The sequence below is a fragment of the Actinomycetospora sp. NBRC 106378 genome (genome assembly GCF_030269685.1).
Taxonomy (GTDB): domain Bacteria; phylum Actinomycetota; class Actinomycetes; order Mycobacteriales; family Pseudonocardiaceae; genus Actinomycetospora.
Genome location: NZ_BSTT01000019.1, coordinates 58,793 through 85,632, shown reverse-complemented (window position 1 = coordinate 85,632; position 26,840 = coordinate 58,793). Strand labels below are relative to the sequence as shown.

Annotated in this window: 13 protein-coding genes; 5 read left to right on the top strand and 8 right to left on the bottom strand. The window is 75.5% G+C overall.

The window, feature by feature from the left end; all coding sequences use genetic code 11:
- The first annotated feature begins 236 nt into the window (after positions 1-236).
- Positions 237-1,589 (top strand): lysine N(6)-hydroxylase/L-ornithine N(5)-oxygenase family protein, encoded by a 1,353-nt coding sequence (locus tag QSK00_RS27675; RefSeq protein WP_285596237.1) that lies wholly within the window; start codon positions 237-239, stop codon positions 1,587-1,589.
- The gene (locus tag QSK00_RS27670; protein ID WP_285596235.1) at positions 1,586-14,773 is read left to right on the top strand and encodes a non-ribosomal peptide synthetase; all 13,188 of its coding nucleotides are present in this window, start codon (positions 1,586-1,588) and stop codon (positions 14,771-14,773) included. The genes QSK00_RS27675 and QSK00_RS27670 overlap by 4 nt, the downstream gene beginning before the upstream one ends.
- 236 nt (positions 14,774-15,009) lie before the next feature.
- Here QSK00_RS27670 and QSK00_RS27665 read toward each other — a convergent pair whose 3' ends face one another.
- The 6 genes from QSK00_RS27665 to QSK00_RS27640 all read right to left on the bottom strand — a co-directional run bounded on the left by QSK00_RS27665 (position 15,010) and on the right by QSK00_RS27640 (position 22,466).
- Positions 15,010-16,701, bottom strand: a complete 1,692-nt coding sequence (locus QSK00_RS27665; RefSeq protein WP_285596233.1) for an ABC transporter ATP-binding protein — start codon at positions 16,699-16,701, stop codon at positions 15,010-15,012.
- Positions 16,698-18,449, bottom strand: a complete 1,752-nt coding sequence (locus QSK00_RS27660) for an ABC transporter transmembrane domain-containing protein (RefSeq protein WP_285596231.1) — start codon at positions 18,447-18,449, stop codon at positions 16,698-16,700. Before QSK00_RS27660 ends, QSK00_RS27665 begins: the two co-directional genes overlap by 4 nt.
- Positions 18,450-18,458: 9 nt before the next feature.
- Entirely contained in the window at positions 18,459-19,421 is a 963-nt protein-coding gene (locus QSK00_RS27655; RefSeq protein WP_285596229.1) for an ABC transporter substrate-binding protein, read from the bottom strand.
- A gap of 65 nt (positions 19,422-19,486) precedes the next feature.
- Positions 19,487-20,347: an ABC transporter ATP-binding protein gene (locus QSK00_RS27650; RefSeq protein WP_285596227.1), complete on the bottom strand. Its 861-nt coding sequence runs from the start codon at positions 20,345-20,347 to the stop codon at positions 19,487-19,489.
- The gene (locus QSK00_RS27645; protein WP_285596225.1) at positions 20,344-21,420 is read right to left on the bottom strand and encodes a FecCD family ABC transporter permease; all 1,077 of its coding nucleotides are present in this window, start codon (positions 21,418-21,420) and stop codon (positions 20,344-20,346) included. Before QSK00_RS27645 ends, QSK00_RS27650 begins: the two co-directional genes overlap by 4 nt.
- Positions 21,420-22,466 (bottom strand): FecCD family ABC transporter permease, encoded by a 1,047-nt coding sequence (locus QSK00_RS27640; protein WP_285596224.1) that lies wholly within the window; start codon positions 22,464-22,466, stop codon positions 21,420-21,422. Before QSK00_RS27640 ends, QSK00_RS27645 begins: the two co-directional genes overlap by 1 nt.
- Positions 22,467-22,539: 73 nt before the next feature.
- Here QSK00_RS27640 and QSK00_RS27635 point away from each other — a divergent pair, with 73 nt between their 5' ends.
- A complete protein-coding gene (locus tag QSK00_RS27635) occupies positions 22,540-23,292 on the top strand; it encodes a class I SAM-dependent methyltransferase (protein ID WP_285596223.1) in 753 nt (250 codons plus the stop codon).
- On the opposite strand, the gene QSK00_RS27630 is transcribed toward QSK00_RS27635, so the two are convergent.
- Both QSK00_RS27630 and QSK00_RS27625 read right to left on the bottom strand, forming a co-directional pair.
- Positions 23,270-23,686 (bottom strand): type II toxin-antitoxin system VapC family toxin, encoded by a 417-nt coding sequence (locus QSK00_RS27630; RefSeq protein ID WP_285596221.1) that lies wholly within the window; start codon positions 23,684-23,686, stop codon positions 23,270-23,272. The two genes, QSK00_RS27635 and QSK00_RS27630, sit on opposite strands and share 23 nt — an antisense overlap.
- On the bottom strand, positions 23,683-23,949 hold the full coding sequence (locus QSK00_RS27625) for a type II toxin-antitoxin system VapB family antitoxin (RefSeq protein WP_285596220.1): 267 nt from the start codon (positions 23,947-23,949) through the stop codon (positions 23,683-23,685). The genes QSK00_RS27630 and QSK00_RS27625 overlap by 4 nt, the downstream gene beginning before the upstream one ends.
- A 104-nt stretch (positions 23,950-24,053) precedes the next feature.
- Between QSK00_RS27625 and QSK00_RS27620 the strand changes: the two genes are divergently transcribed.
- Both QSK00_RS27620 and QSK00_RS27615 read left to right on the top strand, forming a co-directional pair.
- Complete coding sequence (locus QSK00_RS27620) at positions 24,054-25,562, top strand: 1,4-alpha-glucan branching protein domain-containing protein (protein WP_285596218.1); 1,509 nt, start codon at positions 24,054-24,056, stop codon at positions 25,560-25,562.
- The gene (locus QSK00_RS27615; RefSeq protein WP_285596216.1) at positions 25,559-26,833 is read left to right on the top strand and encodes a glycosyltransferase family 4 protein; all 1,275 of its coding nucleotides are present in this window, start codon (positions 25,559-25,561) and stop codon (positions 26,831-26,833) included. The genes QSK00_RS27620 and QSK00_RS27615 overlap by 4 nt, the downstream gene beginning before the upstream one ends.
- Positions 26,834-26,840: the final 7 nt, after the last annotated feature.

Below are 26,840 nucleotides of genomic sequence, written 5' to 3'. Positions count from 1 at the left end.
GGCGCACCCCGTCGGCTGGACCGTGCCGCCCGTGCGGGTGAAATCCGAACGACCGCCCGGTGACCTCGGGACACCCGACCGGCCCCGTGGGGTTCCCGAAACTCGGCCGACCGCGCGGTCTGCCGAACGTCATCAACCGGACACCCGGCGTGATCTCCGCGACGATGGACCCATGTCCGTTTCACAGGTTAGCCTCGCCTAACTCGTCGCCGTCGTCGTCCGTCGGAAGGACCCCGATGTCCGCTGTCCCGCAGCACCCCGCCGGTCGTGAGGCCGTGCTCGACGTCGTCGGGGTGGGCTTCGGCCCCTCCAACCTCGCCCTCGCCATCGCCCTGGCCGAGTACGGCGAGACCCATCCCGGTCCGCCGCTGACCGGCCACTTCCTCGAACGGCAGGACCGGTTCGGGTGGCACCGCGGGATGCTCCTCGAGGACGCGACGATGCAGGTCAGCTACCTCAAGGACCTCGCCACGCTCCGCAACCCGCGCAGCGGCTTCTCCTTCGTCTCCTACCTCTACGACCGCGGTCGCCTGGTCGACTTCATCAACTACGGCAGCTCCTACCCCACTCGCGAGGAGTTCCACGACTACCTCGAGTGGGCCGCCGAGCGCGTCCCGCCGGAGGTCGTCGACTACGGCACCGAGGTCACCGCACTGCGTCTGGTGCCCGGTCCCGGCGGGCCGGCCGACCTCGTCGAGGTCGAGGTCGAGGGTCCGCAGGGCAAACGCACCCTCACCGCGCGCAACGTCGTGCTCGGCACCGGGCTCGTCCCCCACGTCCCGGAGGGCACGCCCCTGGGCGACCGCGTCTGGCACTCGAAGGACCTGCTGCACCGCCTGCCCGAGCTCGACGGCGAACCCCGGCGGATCGCCGTGGTGGGGGCGGGTCAGAGCGCGGCCGAGGTCGTCGACCACCTGCACCGCCGCTTCCCCGGCGCCGAGGTGTCCGCCATCTTCGCCCGCTACGGGTTCAGTCCGGCCGACGACAGCTCGTTCGCGAACCGCATCTTCGACCCGGACGCGGTGGACGACTTCTACGACGCCCCGACCGAGGTCAAGGACCGCATCCTGGGCTACCACGGCAACACCAACTACTCGGTGGTCGACGGCGAGCTGATCACCGCGCTCTACCGCCAGCACTACAAGGAGCGCGTCGCGGGCCGGGAGCGGCTGCGGTTCCACAACGCCTCCGAGGTGGCCGACGTGCGGCCGTACGACGACCGGACCGACGTCGTCATCGAGTCGCTCATCGACGGGCGTCGGGAGACGGTGGAGGCCGACCTCGTCGTCTACTGCACGGGCTACCGCTGCGCCGACCCGCTCGCGATGCTCGGTCCGGCCGCCGCCGACTGGCCCCGCGACAGCCGGGGGCGCGCCCACTTCCACCGGGACTACAGCGTGGTCACCCCACCGGAGGTCACCGCCGGCTTCTACGCCCCGGGCGCCACCGAGCACACCCACGGCCTCACCTCGACGCTGCTCTCCAACGTCGCGGTCCGAGCCGGGGAAATGGTGGCCGCGATGGTCGCCGCCCGCGCGGACCTGCGGGGGACCCGGGCCGTTCCCGCCGTCGCCGCCGCCGGCCGATGACCCTCGCCGAGGGTCCCACGACCACCGCGCTGCGCACCTGGCCCGACCGGTTCGCCGAGCAGGTCGAGCGGCGCGGCGACGCCGTCGCCGTGGTCCACGCCGACGAGCGCCTGACCTACCGCGAGCTCGCCGACCGGGCCGCCCGCCTCGCGCACGTGCTGCGGGAGCGGGGCGCCGGGCCCGAGCGGCTCGTCGCGATCGCGCTCCCCCGCGGGATCGACCTGGTCGTCGCCCAGGTCGCGGTGCTGTGCGCGGGCGCCGCGTACGTCCCGGTCGACGTCGACCAGCCCGCGGCGCGGGTGGAGGCGGTGCTCGCGGACGCGCGACCCGCCGTCGTCGTCACCACCCGTCGTCAGGACCCGGGCCACCCGGGCGCGCTCCACCTCGAGGACCTCGATGACGGCCCGCGGGCGCCGCTCGACCCGGGGATCACGGCGGAGCACGCCGCGTACGTCATCCACACCTCGGGCTCGACCGGGCGACCCAAGGGCGTCGTCGTGACCCACGCGGGGGTCGACGGTCTGCTCGCGACGCAGACCGAACGCTTCGGGATCGGACCGGACGACCGCATCCTCGCCTTCGCGTCGCCGAGCTTCGACGTCGCCTTCTGGGACCTCTGCCTCGCGCTGCTCTCCGGCGGACGCCTCGTCGTCGTGCCGAGCGAGCTGCGGACACCGACGCGCGAGCTCGCGGACTACGCATGGTCGAACGACGTCACGTTCATGATCCTGCCGCCGGTGCTGCTCGCGGCCATGCCCTCGGACGTCGACCTGCCGCCGGCGACCCTGCTCGCGGGCACCGAGCGGGTGTCCCCGGAGCTGGTCGCGCGGTGGGGCCGCGGCCGGCGGATGTTCAACGCCTACGGGCCCACCGAGGCCACCGTGAACTCCACGCTCGGCGAGGTCGACCCCGACACGGCGCGCTCCAGCGTCCCCATCGGGATCGCCGACCCGCTGACCACGGCCCACGTCCTCGGACCGGATCTCCGGCCCGTTCCCGACGGCGGGTCGGGCGAGCTCTACCTCGGGGGTCCCGGCCTCGCCCGCGGCTACCTCGGGCGCCCGGACCTGACCGCCGAACGGTTCGTCGCGAGCCCCTTCGGCGGATCCGGCGAGCGGCTCTACCGCACCGGCGACCTGGTGCGGACCGACGGCGGGGTCCTCGACTTCCTCGGCCGCACCGACGACCAGGTGCAGATCCGCGGGTTCCGCGTGGAGCCCGGCGAGGTCGAGTCGGTGCTGCGCGCCCGCCCGGAGGTGGCGCAGGCGGCCGTGGTGGTGCGCGACGAGCGGCTCGTCGCCTACGTCGTGCCCTCGCTCGAGGGCAGCGCCGACGTGGACGGGTGGGAGGAGCTGCACGAGCTGCTCTACTCCGCGGCCGACGCCGACGCCACGTTCGACGACGGCTTCGCCGGCTGGAACTCCACCTACGACGGCTCCCCCATCCCCCGGGAGCACATGCGGGCCTGGCGCGACGCCACCGTCGACGCGATCCGCGCCGCCGCGCCCGGCGCGCGGCGCGTGCTCGAGGTCGGCGTCGGCTCCGGGCTCCTGCTGACCGAGATCGCCCCGCAGGTCGACGCCTTCGTCGGGATCGACCTCTCCGCCGCCGGCATCGAGGGACTAGGACGGCGGGTCGCCGCGGAACCGTGGGCCGCGCGCGTGACGCTGGAGGCCCGCCCCGCCCACGCGGTGGGCGGGCTCGCCGGGCCGTTCGACCTCGTCGTCGTGAACTCCGTGGCGCAGTACTTCCCGGACGAGGCCTACCTGCGCGACGTGGTCGCGCAGGCGGCGTCGCTGCTCACCGACGACGGCGTGCTCTTCCTCGGCGACCTGCGGCACGCGGGGCTGCTGCGACCGCTGCGCGCGGGCGTCGCCCGGGCGCAGGGCCTGACCGGCGACGATGCCTCCCGGGCGGTGGAGGCCGGCGTCGCGTGGGAGCCCGAGCTGCTCGTCGACCCGGACCTGGTGTGTGCGGTCGGCGCCTCGCTCGGGCTCGCGGTGGACGTGACGGTGGAGCGCGCGCAGGTGCACGACGAGCTGTCGCGGTACCGGTTCCATGCGGTGCTCTCGAAGGCCTCGGGGTCGAGGCCGGAGGTCCCGACGGTGCGGTGGGACGGGCAGGTGCCCGACGCGCGGCCGGTGCGGATGGCCGGCATCCCCAACGCGCGGCTCGTGCCGGACATCGACGTCGTCGGCGGGGTCGACCCCGAGGAGCTGTTCGCGCGCGGCGCGACCGGGGTGGCTCCCGATCCGGCCGACCCGACGTGCCTGGTGGCGCTGTTCGGGGCCTCCCGCCCGGTGTACGTGCCGGTCGGAGACGGTGTCGCGACCCGGCCCGCGCCGTTCCGCGACGTCGCGCAGGTGGTCTCCTCGGTGCGGGCGGCCCTGCGGTCCGAGCTGCCGGCGCACCTCGTGCCGTCGGGGATCGTGGCGGTGCCGGCGCTGCCGGTGCGGTCCTCGGGGAAGCTCGACGTGGACGCGCTGCCGCTGCCGGACCCCGCGGCGGAGGTCGGCGGGGTGGCGCCTCGGTCCCCGCGCGAGGAGCTGCTCGCGGCCCTGGTCTCCGAGGTGCTCGACGTGCCCGGGGTGGGTGCGGAGGACGACTTCTTCGCGATCGGCGGCGACTCGATCGTCTCGATCGCGCTGGTGGTGCGCGCCCGGGCGGCCGGGCTGGAGATCACGCCGCGGCAGATCTTCACCGAGCGGACGGTCGCCGGGCTGGCCGCAGTGGCCGTGGCGACCGACGACGTCGAGGTGCCGGAGGGGCCGCTGCTCGACGATCCCGCCGACGGGGTCGACGTCTGGCCCGCCTCCGCGCTGCAGGAGGGCTTCTTCTTCCACGCGGCCGTGTCGGACGTCTACGTCGTGACGGAGGTCGTGCGGCTGCGCGGCACGATCTCCTCGGCACGTCTCCGGTCGGGTCTGCAGGCCGCGCTCGACCGGCACCCGCAGCTGCGCGCCGGGTTCGTCCAGCGCGACGACGGCCGGGTGGTGCAGGTGATCGCCGGCGCCGTCGACCTGCCGTGGCGGGAGGTGGACCTGCGCGGCCCGGAGGGCTCCGTCGAGACCGAGATCGCCCGGGAGCGGTCGACCCGGTTCGACCTCGCGGCGCCACCGTTGCTGCGCGCGGCGCTGCTGCGGACCGCCGACGACGAGGCGCGGCTGGTCCTCACCTTCGAGCACCTCGTGCTCGACGGCTGGTCGGTCGCGCTGCTGATCCGCGAGGTGCTGTCCGGGGCGGGGGTCGGCGACACCGACCTCATGCGCCGCCGGTACGCCGCGCTCGAGGCGGCCCGGGACGACGACCTGGCGGTCTCGGCCTGGCGGGACGCCCTCGCCGACCTGGAGGGCCCGACGCTGCTGGCGGACGCGCTGCCCACCCCCGATGGCAGGAAAGCGTCGTTGCTGTCGTCTGACGACAGCAACGACGCTTTCCTGCCGGAGGGAGGGGTGCGGCCCCACCGCCAGATCCGGCACCACCTCGACGCCACCACGACCCGCCGGCTCACCCGGGCCGCCCGGCAGCGTGGCCTCACGCTCGGCACGCTGCTGCACGGCGCGTGGGGCCTCACGGTCGGAGCGCTCACCGGCAGCCGCGACCTCGTCGTCGGCAGCACGGTCTCCGGGCGCGACGCGGGGCTGGACGGCATCGGCGAGGCGGTCGGGCTGTTCATCAACACCGTGCCGGTCCGGGTCACCTGGGCGCCCGGGGACACCGCGACCGACGTCCTGCAGCGGCTCCAGGACCGGCGCACGGACCTGCTCGACCACGCCGACGTGCCCCTCGGCGCCCTGCAGCGCGCGCTGGGCCACGGCGAGCTGTTCGACTCGCTCGTGGTCGTCGAGAACTACCCGCCGCCCGGCGGCAGCACCGACGTGACCGTCGCGGGCGTCGGCGTGGTGGACGCCGTGCACTACCCGGTCGCGCTGATCGCGGCGGCCGGCGACGACACCGTGCTGACGCTCAAGCACGACCCCGCCCGCGTCTCCCCCGACGCCGCGGCGCTCGTCCTCGCCCAGCTCGCCCGCACCCTCGACGCGCTCGCCGCCGACCTCGAGACGACCGTCGCGCACCTGCCGTCCGGCACGGAGCCGGACCAGGACACCGACCACGCCGTCGACCCCCGCACCCTCGGGCGGCGCGTGGCCGACCAGGTCGCGGCCACGCCCGACGCGACAGCCGTCGTCGACGCCGACGGGACCACGCTCACCTACGCCGAGCTCGACGCCCGCGCGGCGGGCCTCGCGCAGCGCCTCGACGGGGACGTCGTCGGGGTCGCCGTGCCCCGTGGCGCGGACCTCGTGGTCGCGCTCGTCGGCGTCCTCCGCGCGGGCGCCGCCTACCTGCCCCTCGACCCCGACCTCCCCGCGCAGCGCCTCGCCGGGATGGTCGCCGACGCCGGGGTCACCACGGTCGTCACGACGGCGGGTACGCCCACGCCGGACGGGGTCCGCCGCGTCGAGGTCTCCCCCGACACCGCCCACACCCCCTGGCCCGACACCGACGTCGACGCCCCCGCCTACGTCCTGTTCACCTCGGGCTCGACCGGCCGTCCGAAGGGCGTCGTGGTCAGCCACCGCGCCATCGACAACCGGCTGGCGTGGATGGACGCGACCTACGGGCTGGGCCCCGACGACCGGGTCCTGCAGAAGACCCCGACCGGCTTCGACGTCAGCGTCTGGGAGTTCTTCTGGCCGCTGTCGGTCGGCGCGGCCATCGTGCTCGCCCGCCCCGGTGGCCACCGCGACCCGGGGCACCTGGCGGACCTCGTCGCCCGCCACCAGGTCACGACGATGCACTTCGTCCCGTCGATGCTCGCCGGGTTCCTGGCCGACGAGGCCGTGACCGCCGACGCGTCCTGGGCCGCCCCGCTGCGGCACGTGTTCGCCTCCGGCGAGGCGTTGCCCGCGGCCGACGCCCACCGGTGGCAGGCGCTCACCGGCACCGCGATCCACAACCTCTACGGCCCGACCGAGGCGGCCGTGGACGTCACCGCGCACACCGTCGTCCCCGGCGAGACCGTGGTGCCGATCGGCGCGCCGGTGTGGAACACGCGCGTCCACGTCCTCGACCCCGCGCTCCGTCCGGTCCCCGACGGCGTCCCCGGCGAGCTCTACCTCGCGGGCGTGCAGCTGGCGCAGGGCTACGTCGGCCGGCCCGGGCTGACGGCCGAGCGGTTCGTGGCCGGTCCCGACGGCGAGCGCTGGTACCGCACGGGCGACGTCGTGAGACGTCACGACGGCGAGCTCGAGTACCTCGGCCGCGCCGACGGCCAGGTCAAGATCCGTGGGCAGCGGATCGAGCTCGGCGAGGTCGAGGCCGCGCTCGCCGCGGTCGACGGCGTGCGCCGCGCGGCCGCGGTCGTGCGCACGGACGGGCCATCCCCGGCCCTCGTCGGCTACGTCGTGGGTCCCGACAGGGATCCAGGGCAGCACGCCGATAGGGGAGCGGCAGTGCGGGCCGCCGTCGGGAAGGCCCTGCCCGAGGCGATGGTGCCCAGTGCCGTCGTCGTGCTGGACGACCTCCCGACGACGCCGAGCGGGAAGCTGGACCGGGCAGCACTGCCCGCCCCGACCACACGGCGGGCCGCGACGCGGGAACCCACCACCGACGCCGAGCGGACCCTCGTCGCGATCTTCGAGGAGGTTCTCGACGCCGAGGTCGGCGTCGACGACGACTTCCTCGCCCTCGGCGGCGACTCGATCTCGTCGATCGGGGTCGCGAGCCGGGCGCGTCGGGCCGGCGTCGACGTCGGCCCCGCCGAGGTGCTGCAGGGCCGGACCCCGGCCGGGATCGCGGCGCTGGCCGGGGACGGTCGACCGGTCCGCCGGCACGAACTCGTCGCCCCGGTCGCCCGCGAGGACGTGCGGGCGCCGTACGAGGTCGCCGAGGTCTGGCCGCTCTCGCCGTTGCAGGAGGGCCTGTACTTCCACGCCACGATGGACGCCGCGGCCGACGTCTACGGCATCCAGGAGACGATCGACCTCGACTCCAGGGTCGACGTCGCCGCCCTGCGCCGGGCCGTCGGGACCTTGCTCGCCCGGCACGACGCCCTGCGTGCCGCGTTCACCGACGCCGGGCTCGACCAGCCGGTCCAGGCCGTCGCGGCGGCCCTCGAACCGCCGGTGACCGAGGTCGACGCCCCGACCGCCGCCGACGTCGACCGCGTCACCGCCGAGGACCGCGAGCGGCGCTTCGACCTCACGGCCCCGCCGCTGTTCCGGGTGCTGCTGGTCCACGGGCCGGACGCCGACCGGATCCTGCTCTCGCGCCACCTGCTGCTGTGGGACGGCTGGTCGGCCTGGATCGTCCTCACCGAGCTCCTCGACGCCCTGCACGGCGACGAACCCGACCTCGCGTCCCTGTCCGACACCGGCTCCTACCGCGACCACCTCGCCTGGCTCGGCGCGCAGGACGACGCCGCGGCCACGGAGGCGTGGCGGACGGCGCTGGCCGGGCTCGCCGAGCCGACGCTGGTCGACCCGCCCTCGCCGCAGCCGTTGCGCGAGGACGGGCTCGAGCTCCCGGCGGAGGTCACCGAGCAGGTCCGGGCGCTGGCCCGGGAGCGCGGCGTCACCCCCAACACCGTGCTCTCGACGGTGTGGGGCCTGGTCCTCGGCGTCGCCACCGGCCGCACCGACGTCGTCTTCGGCACCACGGTCGCGGGCCGCCCGGACGCGGTGCCGCACGTCGAGAACACCGTGGGCCTCTTCCTGACGACGGCTCCGGCGCGGCTCACGCTGCGCGCGGACGAGCCGGTCGGGGCGCTCGTGGAGCGGGTGCAGGCCGAGCGGCTGGCGCTGGCCCGGCACGAGTGGGTCGGGCTCGGCGCGATCCAGCGCTGCTCGCCGCACCCCACCCTGTTCGACACGCTCTTCGTCTACCGGCCGGAGGGCGGCGAGGAGCGCATCGCGGCGTTCTCGGACCGGCACGGGGTCACGGGCCTGCGCAACGCGGACGCGACGCACTACCCGCTGACCTTCGTCGTCACCCCGGGCGCGCGGATGCGGCTCACGCTGGGGCACACCCTCGGAGACGACGGGCCGCGGTGGCTCGACCGCTTCGCGCACCTGCTCGGCCAGGTGCTGGACCGGCCGGACGCCCCGGTGGCGGGCCTCGACCCGCTGCTGCCGGACGAGCACGCGGCCGTGACGGCGACGCGCGACGGGCACACCGTCGACGTCGGGAACGCCACCGTCGCCGACCTGCTCGCCGAGCGCGCCGCGCTCGTCCCGGACGACCTCGCCGTCGTCAGCGGATCGACGCGGCTCACCTACCGCGAGCTCGACGCGGCCGTCGACCGCACGGCCCGTCTGCTGCGTGCCCGGGGCGCCGGACCGGAGGCGGTCGTGGCGCTCGCCGTGCCGCGCAGCGCCGAGACCGTGATCGCGCTGTTCGCCGTGCTGCGGGCGGGTGCCGCGTACCTGCCGCTGGAGCTCGACCACCCGACGGAGCGGCTGGTGGAGACGATGCGCGACGCGCGACCGGTCGTGCTGCTGACGGTGGCCGCGGTGGCCTCGTCCCTGTCGGCCGCCGGCGTGCCCGCCCTGGTCATCGACGACGCGGACGTCCGCGCCGAGCGCGACGCGCTGCCCGCGGGCCCGCTGCCCGACGTCGACGGGTTCGCCCCCGACGACCCCGCCCGCCTCGACCGGCCCGCCTACGTGATCTACACGTCGGGGTCGACCGGGAGGCCGAAGGGCGTCGTCACGCCCTACCGCGGCCTGACCGGCATGCAGCTGAACCACCGCACCGAGATCTTCGAGCCGGTGATCGCCGCCGCGGGCGGGCGGCGGCTGCGGATCGCGCACACCGTGTCGTTCGCCTTCGACATGTCGTGGGAGGAGCTGCTCTGGCTCGTCGAGGGCCACGAGGTGCACGTCCTCGACGAGGAGCTGCGCCGCGACGCGACCCGGCTGGTGGCGCACGCGCGGACCGAGCGCGTCGACGTCGTCAACGTGACGCCGACCTACGCGGAGGCGCTGCTGGAGGAGGGGTTGCTCGACGCGGGAGACGCAGCGGAGCGGAGCTCGACCCGGTCGGGCAGCCCGGTGCTCCTTCTGCTCGGCGGCGAGGCGGTGTCGGACACCCTGTGGACCGCGCTGCGCGACGCCGACGGGGTCCTCGGCTACAACCTCTACGGCCCGACCGAGTACACGATCAACACCCTCGGCGCGGGGACCGCGGACTCGGCCACACCCGCCGTCGGGAAGCCGATCGTCAACACGCGGGCGCACGTGCTCGACCCGTGGCTGCGTCCGGTGCCGGACGGGGTGCCGGGCGAGCTGTACATCGCCGGCGACGGGCTCGCGCGCGGCTACCTCGACCGGTTCGGGCTGACGGCGGAACGGTTCGTCGCCGACGCCGGCGGCGGTCGGATGTACCGGACGGGCGACCTCGTCCGGCGGCGCTCCGACGGCATCCTGGACTACCTGGGGCGCACCGACGACCAGGTCAAGATCCGGGGGCACCGGGTGGAGCCCGGCGAGGTCGCGGCGGCGGTGTCCGCGCTGGACGGGGTGCACCGCGCGGCAGTCGTGGCCGACCGGCGCGGGCCGGGCGGGGCGCGTCTGGTCGCCTACGTCGTGGGCCGCGCCGACGGGGTGCGCGACGCCCTGCGCACCCGCCTGCCGGACCACCTCGTGCCGGCCGCGGTGGTGGCGGTCGACGACCTGCCGCTGACCGTCAACAGCAAGCTCGACGTCGGGGCGCTGCCCGCCCCGGACCTCGCGGCGCCGGGCAGCGGCCGCGCCCCGGCGGGGCCGGTCGAGGAGACGCTGTGCGGGTTGTTCGCGGACGTGCTCGGCGTGGAGCGGGTCGGACCGGACGACGCGTTCTTCGACCTCGGCGGACACTCGCTGCTCGCGACGCGCCTGCTCTCGCGGGCCCGGACGGCGCTGTCAGCCGACCTCACGCTGCGGGACCTGTTCGACGCGCCGACGCCGGCCGGGCTGGCGGCGCACGTCGGGGAGCGGGTCTCGGATCGTCCCGAGCTGGTCCACCACGACGTCGATGGCGACGTCCCGCTCTCCCCCGCGCAGCAGCGCCTGTGGATGCTCGCCCAGCTCGACGGGGCGGGCGCGGCCTACCACTACCCGCTCGTGGTGCGGCTGACCGGCGATCTGGACGCGGACGCGCTGGAGGCGGCGCTGAACGACGTCGTCGCCCGGCACGCCCCGCTGCGGACGGTGGTGGCGGGCGAGTCGCAGCGGATCCTGGAGCACGTCCGGGTGCCGTGGCAGCGGTGGCACACGACCGACGCCCAGGGTCAGCCGTGGGCCACCGCCGACATCGGGGACGCCATCGACGCCGAGATCGCCCGCCCGTTCGCGCTCGACCGGGAGCTGCCGGTCCGGGCACTGCTGATCTCCGACGACGAGGGCTCGACGCTGGTCCTCACGCTGCACCACGTCGCGACCGACGAGTGGTCCGACCGCCCGTTCGCCGCCGACCTCGCCACCGCCTACGCGGCCCGACGGGACGGGCGCGCGCCGGCGTTCGAGCCGCTGCCGGTCGACTACGTCGACTACACCCGGTGGCAGCGCGACCTGCTCGACGCCGTCGGCGCGGACCAGCTCGCCTTCTGGGCGCGGACGCTCGCCGGGGCGCCCGAGGAGCTCGTGCTGCCCACCGACCGGCCGCGGCCGGCCCGGCCGACCTTCACCGGCGGCACGGTGACGCTGCCGCTGGACCCGGAGGTGAGCGCGGGCCTGCGGGCGCTCGCCGCGGACCGTGGGGCGAGCACGTTCATGGTGCTGCAGGCCGCCGTGGCCACCCTGCTCTCGCGGGTGGGGGCCGGCACCGACCTGCCGCTCGGCGCGCCGGTCGCGGGCCGCGACGACCCCCGGCTCGACGACCTCGTCGGGTTCTTCGTCAACACCGTCGTCCTGCGCACGGACCTGAGCGGCGCCCCCGGCTTCGCGGAGCTCGTCGACCGCGTCCGGGAGACCGACCTGGCCGCATTCGCGCACGCGGACGTGCCGTTCGAGGCGGTCGTGTCCCACCTCGACCCGCCGCGCACGGTCGCGCGCACGCCGTTGTTCCAGGTGATGGTCGGGCACCACGTGCGTTCCGGTGCGCCCCTCGCGCTGGACGGGGTGGAGGCCGCCGAGGTCGACGTCGCCCACCGCACGGCCATGTTCGACCTCGTGTTCAGCTTCGCCGAGCACGACGGCGAACTCACGCTGCACCTCGAGTACGCCGCCGACCTGTTCGACGAGGAGTCGGCCCGGCAGCTCGCGGCCCGGTTCGCGCTCGTGGCGCGCACGGTGGTCGGGTCGCCGGACGTCCCGGTCGACGACCTCGACGTGCGGCTCGCCGGCGAACGGGAGGCCCTCGTCCGGTTCGGCGGGTCGGCGACGGCGCGCGCGGTCGAGGAGGAGACCCTCACGGCGGCGTTCGCGCGGTGGGTCGCGACGACGCCGGACGCGGTGGCGGTCACGGACGTCGACCGGGAGCTGTCCTACGCCGAGCTCGACGCGCTCGCTGCGCGCATCGCGTCGTTGCTGGAGGTCTCTCCCGGCGACGTGGTCGGGGTCGCGGTCCCGCGGTCGGTGACGATGGTCGCGACCGTGCTCGCGGTCCTGCGCCGCGGTGCCGCGTGGCTGCCGCTCGACCTCGCCCACCCCGCGGACCGGCTCGAGCACATGCTCCGCGACTCCGGCGCGACGCTCGTCGTGGTGACGCCCGGGACCGACCCGCGCACACCCGACGTCGTGAAGCGGCTGGTCCTGCCCGAGGTCCTCCCCGACGGGAGCCCGGGGCCGGTCGCGGTGCCGCTCGCGGCGACCGCGTACGTGATCTACACGTCGGGGTCGACCGGCCGACCGAAGGGCGTGGCGGTGCCGCACGAGGGCATCGCGTCGCTGGCGGCGACGGCGGTGGACCGGATGGGCGTGACGGCGGACAGCCGCGTCCTGCAGTTCGCGTCGGTCGGGTTCGACGTGGCGGCGTTCGAGCTGGTCATGGGCCTGACGCTGGGCGCACGTCTGGTCGTCCTGCCCGACGAGGCGCGCGTCGCGGGGCCGGCGCTGACGACGTTCCTACGCGAGCACCGGATCACCCACGCGATCCTGCCGCCCTCGCTGGTCGCGGCCCTCCCCGACGACGCGACGATCCCGGACGGGACCACCGTCCTCGTCGGGACCGAGACCGTCCCGCCCGCGGTCGTCGCGCGGTGGTCGGAACGCCTCGACCTGTTCGTGGCCTACGGGCTGACCGAGGCGACGGTGAACTCGACGCTGTGGCGGGCCCGGCCCGACCACGTGGGGCCGCTGCCCATCGGAGAGCCCGACCCGAACACGGAGGTCCGGATCCTCGACGGGCGGCTGCGGCCGGTGCCGCCGGGCGTCGCCGGGGACCTCTACGTCGGCGGGCGCGGACTCGCCACGGGCTACCTCGGTCGGCCGGCGCTGACGGCGGGACGGTTCGTCGCGGCACCCGGCGGCGCCCGGATCTACCGGACCGGCGACCGGGCACGATGGCGCGCGGACGGGAACGTCGACTTCCTCGGGCGCGACGACGACCAGGTCAAGGTCCGCGGCGTGCGCATCGAGCCCGGCGAGGTCGCGGCCGCGCTGGCCGACCATCCCGCGGTGCGACAGGCCGTCGTCGTGGCCGACTCCGACGGCGACCTGACCCGCCTGGTCGGGTACGTGACGCCGGACGGCGCGCCGGATCCGTCCTCGGTCAGGGACCACGCCGCCGCACGGGTGCCGGAGCACATGGTCCCGTCCCTGGTCGTCGTGGTCGACGCGATCCCGCTGACGCCGAACGGCAAGCTCGACCGCCGCGCGCTGCCCGCGCCGGACTGGTCGGCGCTGGTCGGCGGGGTGACGCCGGCGTCGGCTCCGGAAGCGCGGCTGGCCGACCTGGTGGCGCAGACGCTGCGGCTGGAGACCGTCGGCGTGACCGACGACTTCTTCGCCCTCGGCGGGCACTCCATGGCGGCGATGCGCCTGCTGTCGGCGATCCGGACCGAGCTGGACGCCGAGCTGGCGGTGCGCGACGTGTTCGAGGCGCCGACCGTGCGGGCGCTCGCGGCGCGCGTGGCCACGGCGCCCCGGGCCCGGCCCGCGCTGGTGCGGACGGACGGCGGCCCGGTGGTCGCGCCGGCCCAGCGGTGGCGCCTCGCCCGGGGGCTCGCACCGCGGCCGGACCACGTGCTGCGGCTGGCGGGGCCGTTCGCGTTCGACGTGCTGTCCGCGGCGATCGGCGACCTGGTGGCGCGGCACGAGCCGCTGACGTGGAGCTACCCCGAGGGTCCCGACGGCGAGCCGGTGCCGGTTCCGGTGTCGCTGCACCGCGGCTCGTCCCCGGAGCCGTTCGACCTCGTGCGCGAGCCGGCGTTCCGGGCGCACCTGCAGGACGACGGGTCCCTGCTGCTGGTGCTCGGCTACCTCGCGGTGGACGAGTGGTCGGTGGTGCCGCTGCTGCGGGACCTCGCCGTGGCGGTCACCGCGCGGTCGGCGGGCTCGGCGCCGTCGTTCGCGCCGCTGCCGGTGACCTACGCCGACCACGCGCGGTGGGCCGCGTCCCTGCCCGGCGTCGACGAGGTGCCGCCGGGTCTGGAGGGCATGCCGACGACCGTCTTCGGTGGCGGCCCGGACGCTGCCGCCACGGACGTGGTGGCGGTGCCGGCCGAGGTGCGCCGGGGGCTGGACGGGCTGGCCCGACGGCACGGGGCGTCGCTGCTGATGGTGCTGCAGACCGGGCTCGCCCGGGCGCTCGGTGCGCTGGGACACGGACCCGACCTGCCGTTGGCCGCGCTGACGGCCGGCCGGACCGACGCGGCGCTCGACGGGCTGGTCGGTGGGATCGCGGATCTCGTGGTGCTGCGGACCTCCACGGAGGCGTCGGTCGAGGAGGTCCGGGCGGTCGACCTGGAGGCGTTCGCGCACGCCGGGACGCCGTTCGTGGTCACCGCGGAGGCGACCGGGCTGTGGCGCCCGCCGGTCGTCCTGGTGCAGCACGAGGAGCCGGCGCTGGAGCGGGAGACCGCGGTGCTGGGCGAGCTGTCGGCCGTGCCGACCGGGACGTCGGACGCCGATCTCGTCGTGTCGTTCGCGGAGTGCGCGCCGGGGACGGCGCTGACCCTGGAGGTGACGCGCCGCGTGGAGGTCGTCCCGGCGGACCTGGCGGACCGGCTGGTGGCGGCGCTGGCGGAGCTGGCCCGCCCCTGAGCGGCAGGACGTCGTTGCTGTCAGCCCGTGGCAGCAACGACGTCCTGCCACCGGGAATCGGCCCGGCCCGCCGCCCCTCCGAGGTGCACACCAGGCAGCCGAGTCGGCCCTCTGACATGCCTCAGGTACACCTCGCGGTCGGACGAGATCGGCCGGGTCAGCGACGATGTGGCTCTCCTGCCACTGGACGCCGGCAACGACGCTTTCCTGCCACGAGGAGGGGGGCCGGGAGCGGCTCAGCCCTGCTGGGTCGACCAGAGCGTCGCGTAGCGCCCGCCCGCGGCGAGCAGCTCGTCGTGGGTGCCGGACTCCACGATCCGGCCGGCGTCCATCACCACGATCCGGTCGGCGGTCGCGGCCTGGACCAGCCGGTGGGCGACCACGATCCCGGTGCGCCCGACCAGCACCCGCTCGGCCGCCTCGTCGAGGGCCCGCGCACCGGAGCTGCCGGCCTCGGCCGTCGCCTCGTCGAGCACGGCGACGGGCGGGTCGGCGAGGAGCAGCCGGGCGAGGGCGAGCTGCTGGGCCTGGGCACCGGTCAGCGCGTGCCCGCCGGCCCCGACCACCGTGTCGATCCCGTCCGGCAGCGCGGCCACCCACGTCGACGCGCCCACCGCCTCCACCGCCGCGGCGAGATCGTCGTCCGACGCCGACGGCGCGGCCAGGCGCAGGTCGTCGGCCAGCGGGCCGGCGAAGACGTGGACCTCCTGGGTCACGAGCCCGACCCGGCCGGCGGCCACCGCACCCGCCGTCGGGACGTGGACCCCCGCGACGAGACCGGCGAGCGTCGTCTTGCCCGCGCCGCTCGCACCGACGAGGGCCACGCGGGCGCCGGCCGGGATGTCGAGGTCGACGTCGGAGAGCACCTCGTGGCCTGCGACATAGCTGTGCCGCACCCCGCGGACCGCGACCGACCCGTCCTCCCCGACCGGCCGCTCCGGGGCCGGTCCGAGGTCGGCGACCCCCACCACGCGGGCGAGCGACGCCCCCGCGGACTGCACGGTGTCGAGCAGGAAGAGCGTCTCGTTGATCGGCGTGAACAGTGCGATGAAGTAGAGGGCGGCCGCGCTCGCCGTGCCGACCGAGGCCGCGTCGATCGACACGAGCCACGTCCCGGTCGCGAGCACCGCCGCGATCCCGAGGAACTCGGCGAGGTTCAGCCGCCCGAAGAACCCGGTCTGCAGCCGCACCACCCGCAAGGCGAGGGCGACGACGTCGGCGGCCCGCGAGGACACCCGGCGCCGGTGCTCGTCGTGCAGCACCAGCGACCGGACCGTCCCGATGCCCCCGACGGTGTCGAGCAGCTGCTGCTGCTGGGCGCCCCCCACCCGGCGCTGCTCGGCGTAGAGCGGGGTCGAACGACGCAGGTACCACCGGGCGGTGAGCGCCTGGACGGGCAGCGCGACGAGGGCCGCGAGCAGGAAGCGCCCGTCGAGGGCCGCGAGGCCGACGAGCGTGGCCACGATGACCAGTCCGCCGCGGGCGACGTTCGGCACGGCCTCGCGGACGGCGTCGCCGACGAGGGACAGGTCGGAGGTCACGCGGCTGGTGAGGTCGCCGGCGCCGGCCTCCTCGACCCGCGCGAGCGGCAACGACAGGGCACGGGCGACGAAGCGTTCCCGCAGGTCGGCGAGCAGGCCTTCGCCGGCACGCGCGACGAGCATCCCGCCGACCACGGCCAGCGCTCCCTGCGCGAGGGCCGCGGCGACGAGACCGACCACGGGCGCGGTGACGGCGTCGGGCCCCCGGCGCTGCACGACGACGTCGACGACGAGCCCGAGCAGCGGCGCCACCGCCATGCTCGCCCCGGCGCTCGCGAGCAGCGCCACCAGACCTCCGAGGACGACGCCCCGCCGCTCGCGCAGCAGCCCCGCGAGCACGACCCGGATGCGGTCACCGGAGGCGACCGGCAGCAGTTCCCGGTTCATCCCAGCGCTCCGCGGTAGGAGGGGTCGTCCAGCAGTGCCGCGTGCGTCCCGGTCGCGGCGACCCGGCCCCCGACGACGTGCACCACCCGGTCGGTCGCGGCCAGCAACGCGGGACGGGTGGCGACGACGAGCGTGGTCCGGCCGGCCCGTAGTGCGGCGACCCCCGCCGCGATGCGGGCCTCGGTGACGGCGTCGACGGCGGTGGTCGGGTCGTGCAGCACGAGCACGGGCGGGTCGGCGGCGAGGGCCCGGGCGAGTGCGAGCCGCTGGCGCTGCCCGCCCGAGAGCGACCGGCCCTGCTCGGAGACGGCGCTGTGGAGCCCGTCGGGCAGCACCTCGGCGACCTGGTCGGCGTGCGCGGCGGCGAGCGCCGGTCCGACGTCGCCGACGGCCGCGGCACCCACCGTCTCGGCCACCGTGCCCGAGAACAGGACGGCGTCGTGCGCGGCGACCAGCACCCGTCGTCGGGACTCGGTCGGGTCGAGCGTGGTCACGTCGGTGCCGTCGAGGGTGACGACGGCGGGTGTCGCGCTCTCGCGCGCGAGCGCCCGCACGATCGCGGCCGCGTCGGCCGGGTCGGCGCAGACCACGCCGACGTGGGCGCCCGCCTCGAGGTCGAGGTCCACGCCGTCGAGCGCCTCGCGGACGCTGAGCTCGCCCTTGGACCGTTCGGCGGACTGCCCTTCCGAGCGAGCGGCACTTTCGCTCGCTCCAGGTGCGCGAGAGTGCCGTTCGTTCACGTCGGAGGTGCCCACCGCGAACGGCGCCGACAGCACCTCGCCGATCCGGCGCGCCGACGCCCGTCCCTGCGCGAGGCGGCCGTTGACCCAGCCGAGGATCTGCAGCGGCGTCACGAGGAACTGCGCGAGGCCCACCGCGGCGACCAGCTCACCGACCGAGATGACGCCCGACGCCGCGAGCCGGCCGCCGACCAGGGCCACCAGCGCGAGGAACAGGCCGTTCGCGGCGAGCACCGCGCCCTGGTAGAGCGCCTGCGCGCGGGTGGCGCCGAGCGTCGCGGCGAGGGCGGCCCGCGAGGCGCCGACGTACCGGGTGACCGCCGCCGGCTGCGCGCGCAGGCCGCCGAGGACCCGGAAGCCCTCGACGAGGTCGGCCGCGACGCCCGAGGCGCGGGCGGCCGCCTCCTGCTCCGGGCCGGACCGGCGTTCGAGCGGGCGGCCGAGGTAGTGCACGGCGGCCAGCAGCAGCGGCGTCCCGACCAGGACGAGCACGCCCAGCACGAGCGAGGAGGTCAGCAGCACCGTGGCCGCCACCGCCATCGCGGCGAGGGCGGCGATCCCGAGCGGCAGGGCGAAGGCGACGACGCCGACGCGCTTGGCGTCGGTCACGGCGACGGAGGTGAGCTCGCCGGGCAGGCGACCGGTCTCGGCGCCGCCGCGAGGGTCGAGGACCCGGTCGGCGACCCGGAGCCGCAGGGCCTGGTCGGTGGTCACGTCGGCGTACCAGGACCGGCGGGCGCCCCACCGGTAGCAGAAGGACAGGACGAGGAAGTCCAGCCCGAGCAGGGTCAGCCACAGGACGAGGGCGCCCGGGTCGCCGGTGGCGACGGCGCGGTCGATGACCACGCCGACGAGCACCGGGACCAGGGCCTCCCCCGCCTGGTGGCCGCAGAACAGGACGGTCGCGGCAGCGATCGGTCTCCGGCGCTCCCGCAGCGCCCCACCCAGGACGGAACGAACGGCACTCTCGGGTGCACCGATGCTGTGAGAGTGCCGTTCGCTCGTCACGGGAGACACCTAGCGCAGGGCCTGCGCGAGCGGGGGCACCATGGCGTCGATCGCGTAGGGCAGCGACAGCGGGCTGCCGAAGCCGACGGCGCCGGCGAAGATCGACGTCTCGCCGCCGAGGAAGGCGACCTTCCCCTGCTGCACCACGGGGAGGGTGTTGAAGGTCGGGATCGCGCGCACGGTCGCCTCGTCGGCGCCGAACACCGCCAGCGCGTCCTTGTTCAGCTCGCCGAGCTGCTCGGAGGAGAGCTCCTGGGTGGTCGGCGCGACCTGCATGCCGAGCCCGGTGAACGGCTGGGTGCGCAGGTCGTCGGTCCCGAGCGAGTTGGTCGAGCCGCTGGCGGTGAGGTCGACCGCGACGGTCTTGCCGGCGAACTGCGGGTTGGCGTTCTTGGCGTCGGTGAAGCGCTGCTCGACGCCCGCGATGACCTGGTCGGCCCGCGCGCTCTCCCCGAGCGCCTGACCGGTGATCCGGGTCTGCTCCTGCCACGGCACGGCCACGCCGTCCTGCGGGTCGGCGATCGTCGGCGCGATGCGGGAGAGGGCGTCGTAGTCGGCGCGCTCCATGTAGGAGTAGACGCCGAGGATGAGGTCGGGGCGCAACGAGGCGACCTTCTCCACGTCGATCTGGTTGCCGCCGACGAGCTCGGGCCGCTGGCCGCCGAGCGCCTGCTGGGCCCAGGGGCGGTTCGCGGCGTCGAAGGAGCCGAGGAACTGCCGCTCCCCGACCGGCACGACGCCGAGCGCGAGGGCGAAGTCGACGTCGTTGTAGCCGACGGTGACCACCCGGACCGGCTTGTTCGGGATCGTCGTCTCCCCGAACTTGTGCTTGATCGTCACCGGGAAGCCGGGAGCGGCCGGCGCCGACGAGGCGGACGTGCCCGACTCCGAGCCACTGCCGCAGGCGGACAGCAGGAGGGCGGCGACGAGGCCGAACAGGAGCGCCACGAAGGGGCGCCGACGAGAACTCATGGATGCGGCTCCGGACGAACGACGATGGAAGTCGGAGGTGAGGCTTACCTAATCACGTCCGAAGGTCAACTGTCCGAATCGTCACGCTCTCGCTGGCGCCGGCCGACCGGCAGCACCAGGGGGGTCCCGGAGACGGGGTCCTCGACGATCTTCGCCTCGAGACCGAAGACGTCGCGCATCGTCTGCTCGGTGAGCACGTCGGCCGGGGCGCCGGAGCACGCGATCCGGCCGTCGTGCATGGCGACGAGGCGGTCGGCGTAGCGGGCGGCGAGGTTGAGGTCGTGCAGCACCATGACCACGGTGCGACCGCGCTCGCGGTGCAGCCGCTCGACGAGGTCGAGGACGTCGACCTGGTGCGCGAGGTCCAGGAACGTCGTCGGCTCGTCGAGCAGGAGCACGTCGGTCCCCTGCGCCAGCGCCATCGAGATCCACACCCGCTGCCGCTGCCCGCCCGACAGCGTCTCGAGCGGCCGGTCGGCGAACTCGGAGGTCCCGGTCCAGGCGAGCGCCTCGGTTACCACGGCCTCGTCGTCGGGGCTCCACTGCCGGAACCAGCGCTGGTGGGGGTGCCGGCCGCGCGCGACGAGGTCGGCGACGACGAGCCCCTCGGGCGCCACCGGGTCCTGCGGCAGCACCCCGAGCACCGTCGCGACCTGCTTCGACGGCATCCGGTCGATCCGCTGGCCGTCGAGCAGCACGTGCCCGTGCCGCGGGGCGAGCAGGCGGGCCATCGCCCGCAGCAGCGTCGACTTGCCGCAGCCGTTCGGGCCGATCACCGCCGTCACGGTGCCCTCGACGACGTCGAGGTCCAGCCCGCCGTCGGCCCCGACGACGAGCTCGTCGTCGTAGCCGACCTGCAGGCCCTCGGTGCGCAGCCGGGTCCTCGTCGTCTTCCCGACGTCGGGTCTGGTCAGATCCGTGGTCACACGGTCCTCCTGCGGGTGCGGCGGACGAGCAGGTAGAGCAGGTACGGGGCGCCGACGACCACGGTGACGACCCCGACGGGCACCGCCTCGCCGAGCACGGTGCGCGCGACGAGGTCCGCGGCCACCACGAGCAGCGCCCCACCGAGGGCGGAGCCGACCAGCGGCGGCCGCGATCCCCCGGAGAGGCGCAGCATGATCTGCGGGACGACGAGCGCGACGAACCGGATCGGCCCGGCGCAGGCGGTCGCCACGGCGGCCAGCACCACGGCCACGCCGACCACCCCGGCGCGGGCGCGGTCCACCCGTACCCCGAGCCCGCGGGCGGCCTCGTCGCCGAGCTCGAGGGCGGCGAGCCGGAACGCCAGCACGATCGCGAGCGGCAGCCCGACCGCCAGGACGAGGCCCGCGGGCACCACGTTCTCCCAGGACCGGCTGGCGAGCGACCCGCGCAACCAGGTCAGCACCTGTCCGGCCTGCTGGACGTTCGCCGACACGAGCAGGTAGGTGGTCAGCGAGACCGCGGCCGAGCTCACCGCGATCCCGACCAGCAGCAGCCGGAAGCCGTCCAGGCCCTGCCGGTAGGCCAGGACGTAGACCAGGGCCGCGGCGACCAGGCCGCCGGCGAGCGCCGCGATCGGCGTGCCGACCGGCGACACCGCCAGCCCCGACACGCCCGCACCGCCCGCGAGCACCACGGACGCGACGGCGAACAGGCTCGCGCCGTCGGTGACGCCGAGGATGTCCGGGCTGGCCAGCGGGTTCCGGACGACGGCCTGGGTCAGGGCACCGGACAGCCCCAGCGCGGCGCCCACGAACGCGCCGGTCAGGGTCCGGGGCAGGCGCAGCTCGGTGACGATGTAGGCGTCGGCCGGGTCGCCGCCGCCGAGCAGGATGCGGACGACCTCGGTGACCGGGATCGGGAAGTCCCCGCGCCCGAGGTTCACCGCGGCGACCAGCACGAGCAGCACGGCGGTCACCACCGCGACCAGTACCGCCCGCGTGCGCCACACGCCGGTGACGGGCCCGGCCCGGAACCCGCGCCGCGCCGTCGTCAGGACCCCGGCCTCCCGCATCACAGCCGCGCCAGCTTCCGTCGCCGCACGAGCGCGATGAAGAAGGGCGCGCCGACGACGGCCAGCACGATCCCGACCTGCAGCTCCCCGGGACGGACCACGAGCCGGCCGACCACGTCGGCCACCAGCACCAGCGTCGCGCCGCCCAGCCCGGCGACCGGCAGGAGCCAGCGGTGGTCGGGGCCGGTGAAGAAGCGGGCGATGTGCGGCGCGACGAGCCCGACGAAGGAGATCGGCCCCGCCACCGCGACGGCGGACCCGGCGAGCAGCGTGATGGCGGCGATCCCGAGCGCGCGGGCGCGGCCGACGTGGTGTCCGAGGCCGCGGGCGGTGTCCTCACCGAGGGCGAGCACGTTGAGACCCGGTGCGTTGATCGCGGCGAGGACCAGTCCCGCGAGGACGAACGGGGCGATCTGCAGCGAGGCGAGCGAGTCCTTGTCGTCGAGGGCGCCCGCGGACCAGAAGCGGTAGGCGTCGAGGGAGGACGTGTCCCGCAGGACCAGGGCCGAGGTGATCGCGATGAGCAGCTCGCTCACGGCGACCCCGGCCAGGGCGAGCGTCACCGGGGTCGGCCCGCCCGCGCGGCTGCCGCCGAGCGAGGCCAGGGCGAACACGAGCACGCTGGCGAGCCCCGCGCCGGCGAAGCCGAACCACACCGTGCCGTACAGGCTCGTGATGCCGAGGAACTGGATGGCGACGACGAGCAGGAAGCCCGCGCCCGCGCTCACGCCGAGCAGTCCGGGGTCGGCGAGCGGGTTGCGGGTGTGGCCCTGCATGAGCGCCCCGGCCACCCCGAGCGCGATCCCGACGAGGGCCCCGAGCAGCGTCCGCGGCACCCGGAGGTCCTGCACGATCGCCACGGTCTGGTCGGCACCCGTCCCGGTCAGCCCGGCCCACACCTGGACGGGGCTGAGCAGCGCCGCCCCGACCACGACCGACAGGACCATCGCGACGAGGAGGGCCACCACCGCGATCCCGACGACGAGCGCCGGGCGCCTGCCCCGGGGGACACGTGTCCCCGCCGGTCGGTCGGCGAGCGCGGTCACGGGTCCCTCCCTCGACTGAGGTGAGCCCAACCTAACTGACGGGCCCGCTCGCCGGGGACACGAGGATGGCGGCGTGACCGAGACCCTGCCGCTGACCGGCGAGCGCACCGTCCCCGGGATCCCGGCGGAGAACTACTGGTTCCGCCGCCACGAGGCCGTCTACCTCGCCCTGGTCGACGACTGCCGGGACGCCGTCGTGCTCGAGGCCGGAGTGGGCGAGGGCTACGGGGCGGCGCTGCTCGCCGACGTCGCGGAGCGTGTCGTCGGGCTGGAGCTGGAGGCGGCGACGGCCGCACACGTCCACCGGCGCTACGGGCTCGACGTCGTCCGCGCCGACCTGCAGCGCCTCCCGCTGCCCGACGCCTCGGTCGACGTCGTCGTGAACCTCCAGGTGATCGAGCACCTGTGGGACCAGCCCGGGTTCCTGCGCGAGTGCGCCCGCGTGCTCCGGCCGGGCGGGCGGTTGCACTGCTCCACGCCCAACCGCCTCACCTTCTCCCCCGGCAACGCCCTCGACGACCGCCCGCTCAACCCCTTCCACACCCGCGAGCTCGCGGCGGAGGACCTCGTGGCGATGCTTCCCGACGCCGGGTTCTCCGGCGTCGAGGTGCGCGGGCTCCACCACGGCGCCGCGCTCCGCGAGCGCGACGCGCGCCACGGCGGGTCGATCGTCGACGCGCAGATCGCGCTGGCGCTGTCGGGCGCGGAGTGGCCGGAGGCCCTGGTCGCCGACGTCGAGGCCGTGACCGTCGACGAGTTCGACCTACGCGCCGACGACGTCGACGCCTCGCTCGACCTCGTCGTCAGCGCGGCACGGCCGGCCTGACGTCGGTGTGGACGAAGTCCGTGTCTCCCGTCTTCCGGGGCGCCTTGTAGAGCAGGGGCTCTCCGGTGTCGATGGCGAGCGCGTAGGAGAAACAGTCGCCGTAGTTGAGCCTCGCCGGGTGCCCGGAGCCCCTCCCGAAGTCGCGGAGGGCCGCGCGGGCGAGGTGCGCCTGGGCCGGCGTCACCGGGACCAGCTCGATCCGCATGACACCGAGGTAGTGGTCGAGTTCCCTGCTGGCGACCGGGTCTCCCGCCCCGTCGATCACCAGGGCCGTCTCCACGTAGTTGGCGGCGGAGAGGCGCGCGAAGCCCACCGTCGCGATGGCCTGGTCGTAGACGTCGGCGTCGGGTTCCTGACGCAGGACCGCCACGAGCGCGGAGGAATCGACGATCACCGTGGCAGTCCGGTCGCCTCGTCGTCGAGGAACGCCGTCGGGTCGACGCCGGGTTCGTAGGGTCCCAGGCGTGCCGCGATGTTGCGGGCGATGGCGCGGCCGGCCTCGAGTCGGGCCGCGTCCACCGACCCCCGTGCCGGGAGCCTCGCGAGACGTTCCCGCACCGCCGTGGTCACGGCCTCGGTGAGGCTCTCGCCGGTCTCGTTGGCCAGCTGCCGCGCCAGAGCGTAGGTCTCGTCGTTCTTGATGTTCAGCGCCGCCATTGCGTGCCTCCGTGGTGGAGCACCGACGGTAGCATGGTGGAACGTCATCCCCGTCCGAGATCCGCGTCTACCCGGAAGTAACCTGCTGGGCCGAAGGAGGTCGGATGACGGAGGGGACGTTCTGCCTGGTCCTGCACTCCCACCTGCCCTGGTTGGCCCGGCACGGCTCGTGGCCGGTCGGTGAGGACTGGCTCTACCAGGCCTGGGCGCACTCCTACCTGCCCGTGGTCGACGTGCTGCACCGCCTGGCCGATCGGGGCCACCGCGACGTCCTCACCCTGGGCGTCACGCCGGTGCTCGCGGCCCAGCTCGACCACCCGTACACGCTGCGGGCGATGCACGCCTGGCTCGCCGACTGGCAGCTCCGGGCGCACGCGAACCACCGCCGGCTCCCCGAGACCGCCGTCCGCGAGCACCGGGCCGCGGCCGCCGCGCTCGAGACCTTCGAGCGGACCTGGCGCCACGGCGGCTCGCCCGTCTTCCGCGGTCTCACCGACTCCGGTGTGGTGGAACTCCTCGGCGGGCCGGTCACGCACCCGTTCGGCCCGCTGCTGCCCGGCCGCGTCCGGCGGTTCCTGCTCGACGGCGGCCTGCGCGACACCGCGCGCCGGCTCGGCGCCCGCCCGCGGGGCATCTGGGCGCCGGAGTGCGGCTACGCGCCCGGCATGGAGCGCGAGTACGCCGCGGCGGGCGTGCAGCGGTTCCTCGTCGACGGCCCCGCCCTGCGCGGCGACACGGCCGCGGCGCACCCGGTCGACGGGTCCGACGTCGTCGCCTTCGGCCGCGACCTCGAGGTCACCTACCGCGTGTGGTCGCCGAAGGCCGGCTACCCGGGCGGCCCCGACTACCGCGACTTCCACACCTTCGACCACGCCTCGGGCTTCAAGCCCTACCGGGTGACCGGGAAGCGGGTGGCCGAGAAGGCGCCCTACGAGCCCGACCGGGCCGCGGCCGCCGTCGGGAAGGACGCGCAGGACTTCGTCGACACCGTCGTCGCCCGGCTGCGGGAGCTGAAGGCGAGCCGCGGCCGGCACGGCCTCGTCGTCGCGGCGTACGACACCGAGCTGTTCGGGCACTGGTGGCACGAGGGCCCGGCGTGGCTGGAGCAGGTGCTGACGCTCCTTCCCGACGCCGGGGTGCGCGTCACCACCCTGCGCGGTGCGGTCGAGGCCGGGCACGTCGAGGAGCCGGTGGTGCTCCCGCCGTCGTCGTGGGGCTCGGGCAAGGACTGGCGCGTGTGGGACGGCGCCGCGGTGGCCGACCTGGTCACCGACAACACCGAGGTCGCGACCCGCCTGCTCGCCGCGGTCGACGGCGTCCCCCGCTCCACCGGGCGCGACGCCACGCTCGACGCCCTCGCCGTGCAGGCGGCACTGGCCCTGTCTAGCGACTGGGCGTTCATGGTCACGAAGGACTCCGCCGCGCACTACGCCCGCCGACGCGCCGCCGAACACCGCGACCGGGTCCGCGAGCTGACCGATCTCCTGCCCGCCGGACGCCACGCGGAGGCGGCGCGCCGGGCCGCCGTGTTCGCCGCGCAGGACGACCTGTTCGGTCACCTCGACGCCCGCCACCTGACGCCGGCGCGCTCCCGGGTGCTGGTCGACGCATGAGAACCCTGCTGGTGTCCTGGGAGTACCCGCCGGTCGTGGTCGGCGGGCTCGGACGCCACGTCGGGGCGCTCGCGACGCACCTCGCCGCGCAGGGCCACGACGTCGTCGTCCTGACCCGGCAGCCCACCGGGACCGACGCCGCGACCCACCCGACCACCGACACGGTCGTCGACGGCGTGCGCGTGCTGCGGGTCGCCGAGGACCCGCCGCACCTGGAGTTCTTCCGCGACCTCGTGGCCTGGACGCTCGCGATGAACCACGCCCTGGTCCGCGCGGCCACCGGGCTGCTGCGGGAGTGGCGACCGGAGGTCGTGCACGCCCACGACTGGCTCGTCGCCCACGCCGCGATCACCCTGCGCGAGCTCGCCGACGTGCCGCTGGTCGCGACGATCCACGCCACGGAGGCGGGCCGCCACGGGGGCTGGCTGTCGCAGCCGCTGAACCAGCAGGTGCACAGCGTGGAGTGGTGGCTCGCGAACGCCGCCGACGCCGTGGTCACGTGCTCGCACGCGATGCGCACCGAGGTCGCCGACCTGTTCGACGTCGACCCGACCGGGATCGCGGTGCTGCACAACGGGATCGACGCGTCGGGGTGGGCGCCCTCCCCCGTGGCAGGAAAGCGTCGTTCCTGTCATCCAGTGGCAGAGAATCCGCATCGTCGCGTCAGCCCGCCCACCCTCGTCACGTTCGGCCGTCTGGAGTGGGAGAAGGGCATCCAGGACGTCATCGCCGCGCTCCCCGCGATCCGTCGGGCCCACCCCGGGACGCGGCTGATGATCGCGGGCTCCGGCTCCCACGCCGCCTGGCTGTCCGCCCGCGCCCGCGAGGCCCGGGTGCGCCGCGCGGTCGTGATGCTCGGGCACGTCGACGACGTCACCCTCACGCGCCTGCTGGGCTCGGCGTCGGCGGTCGTCCTGCCGTCGCGCTACGAGCCGTTCGGCATCGTCGCGCTGGAGGCGGCGGCCGCGGGCGCGCCCCTGGTGGCGTCGCGGGCCGGCGGGCTCGGGGAGGTCGTGCTCGACGGCGTCACCGGGCTCTCGTTCGACCCGGGTGACGTCGCGGGCTGCGCCGCCGCCGTCGTCGCGGCGCTCGACGACCCGGAGGCGTCCCGACGACGGGCCGCCACGGCCCGCGAGCGCCTCGACACCGACTTCGCCTGGCCGACCATCGCGGCGGACACCGCCGCGCTCTACCGCGCCACCCGTCGTCGGGAATCCGTGTCCCTGGAGCGCCCGAAGATCCCCAGCGGGAACGTCTTCGGCCGGAGCTGAGCCCAGG

Excerpts from the sequence above, each read along its gene's own strand:
- QSK00_RS27675 (WP_285596237.1), top strand. The coding sequence starts at position 237 with ATGTCCGCTGTCCCGCAGCACCCCGCCGGTCGTGAGGCCGTGCTCGAC.
- QSK00_RS27645 (WP_285596225.1), bottom strand. The coding sequence starts at position 21,420 with ATGCGGGAGGCCGGGGTCCTGACGACGGCGCGGCGCGGGTTCCGGGCC.
- QSK00_RS27620 (WP_285596218.1), top strand. The coding sequence starts at position 24,054 with ATGACGGAGGGGACGTTCTGCCTGGTCCTGCACTCCCACCTGCCCTGG.
- QSK00_RS27665 (WP_285596233.1), bottom strand. The coding sequence starts at position 16,701 with ATGAACCGGGAACTGCTGCCGGTCGCCTCCGGTGACCGCATCCGGGTC.
- QSK00_RS27615 (WP_285596216.1), top strand. The coding sequence starts at position 25,559 with ATGAGAACCCTGCTGGTGTCCTGGGAGTACCCGCCGGTCGTGGTCGGC.
- QSK00_RS27625 (WP_285596220.1), bottom strand. The coding sequence starts at position 23,949 with ATGGCGGCGCTGAACATCAAGAACGACGAGACCTACGCTCTGGCGCGG.
- QSK00_RS27655 (WP_285596229.1), bottom strand. The coding sequence starts at position 19,421 with ATGAGTTCTCGTCGGCGCCCCTTCGTGGCGCTCCTGTTCGGCCTCGTC.
- QSK00_RS27670 (WP_285596235.1), top strand. The coding sequence starts at position 1,586 with ATGACCCTCGCCGAGGGTCCCACGACCACCGCGCTGCGCACCTGGCCC.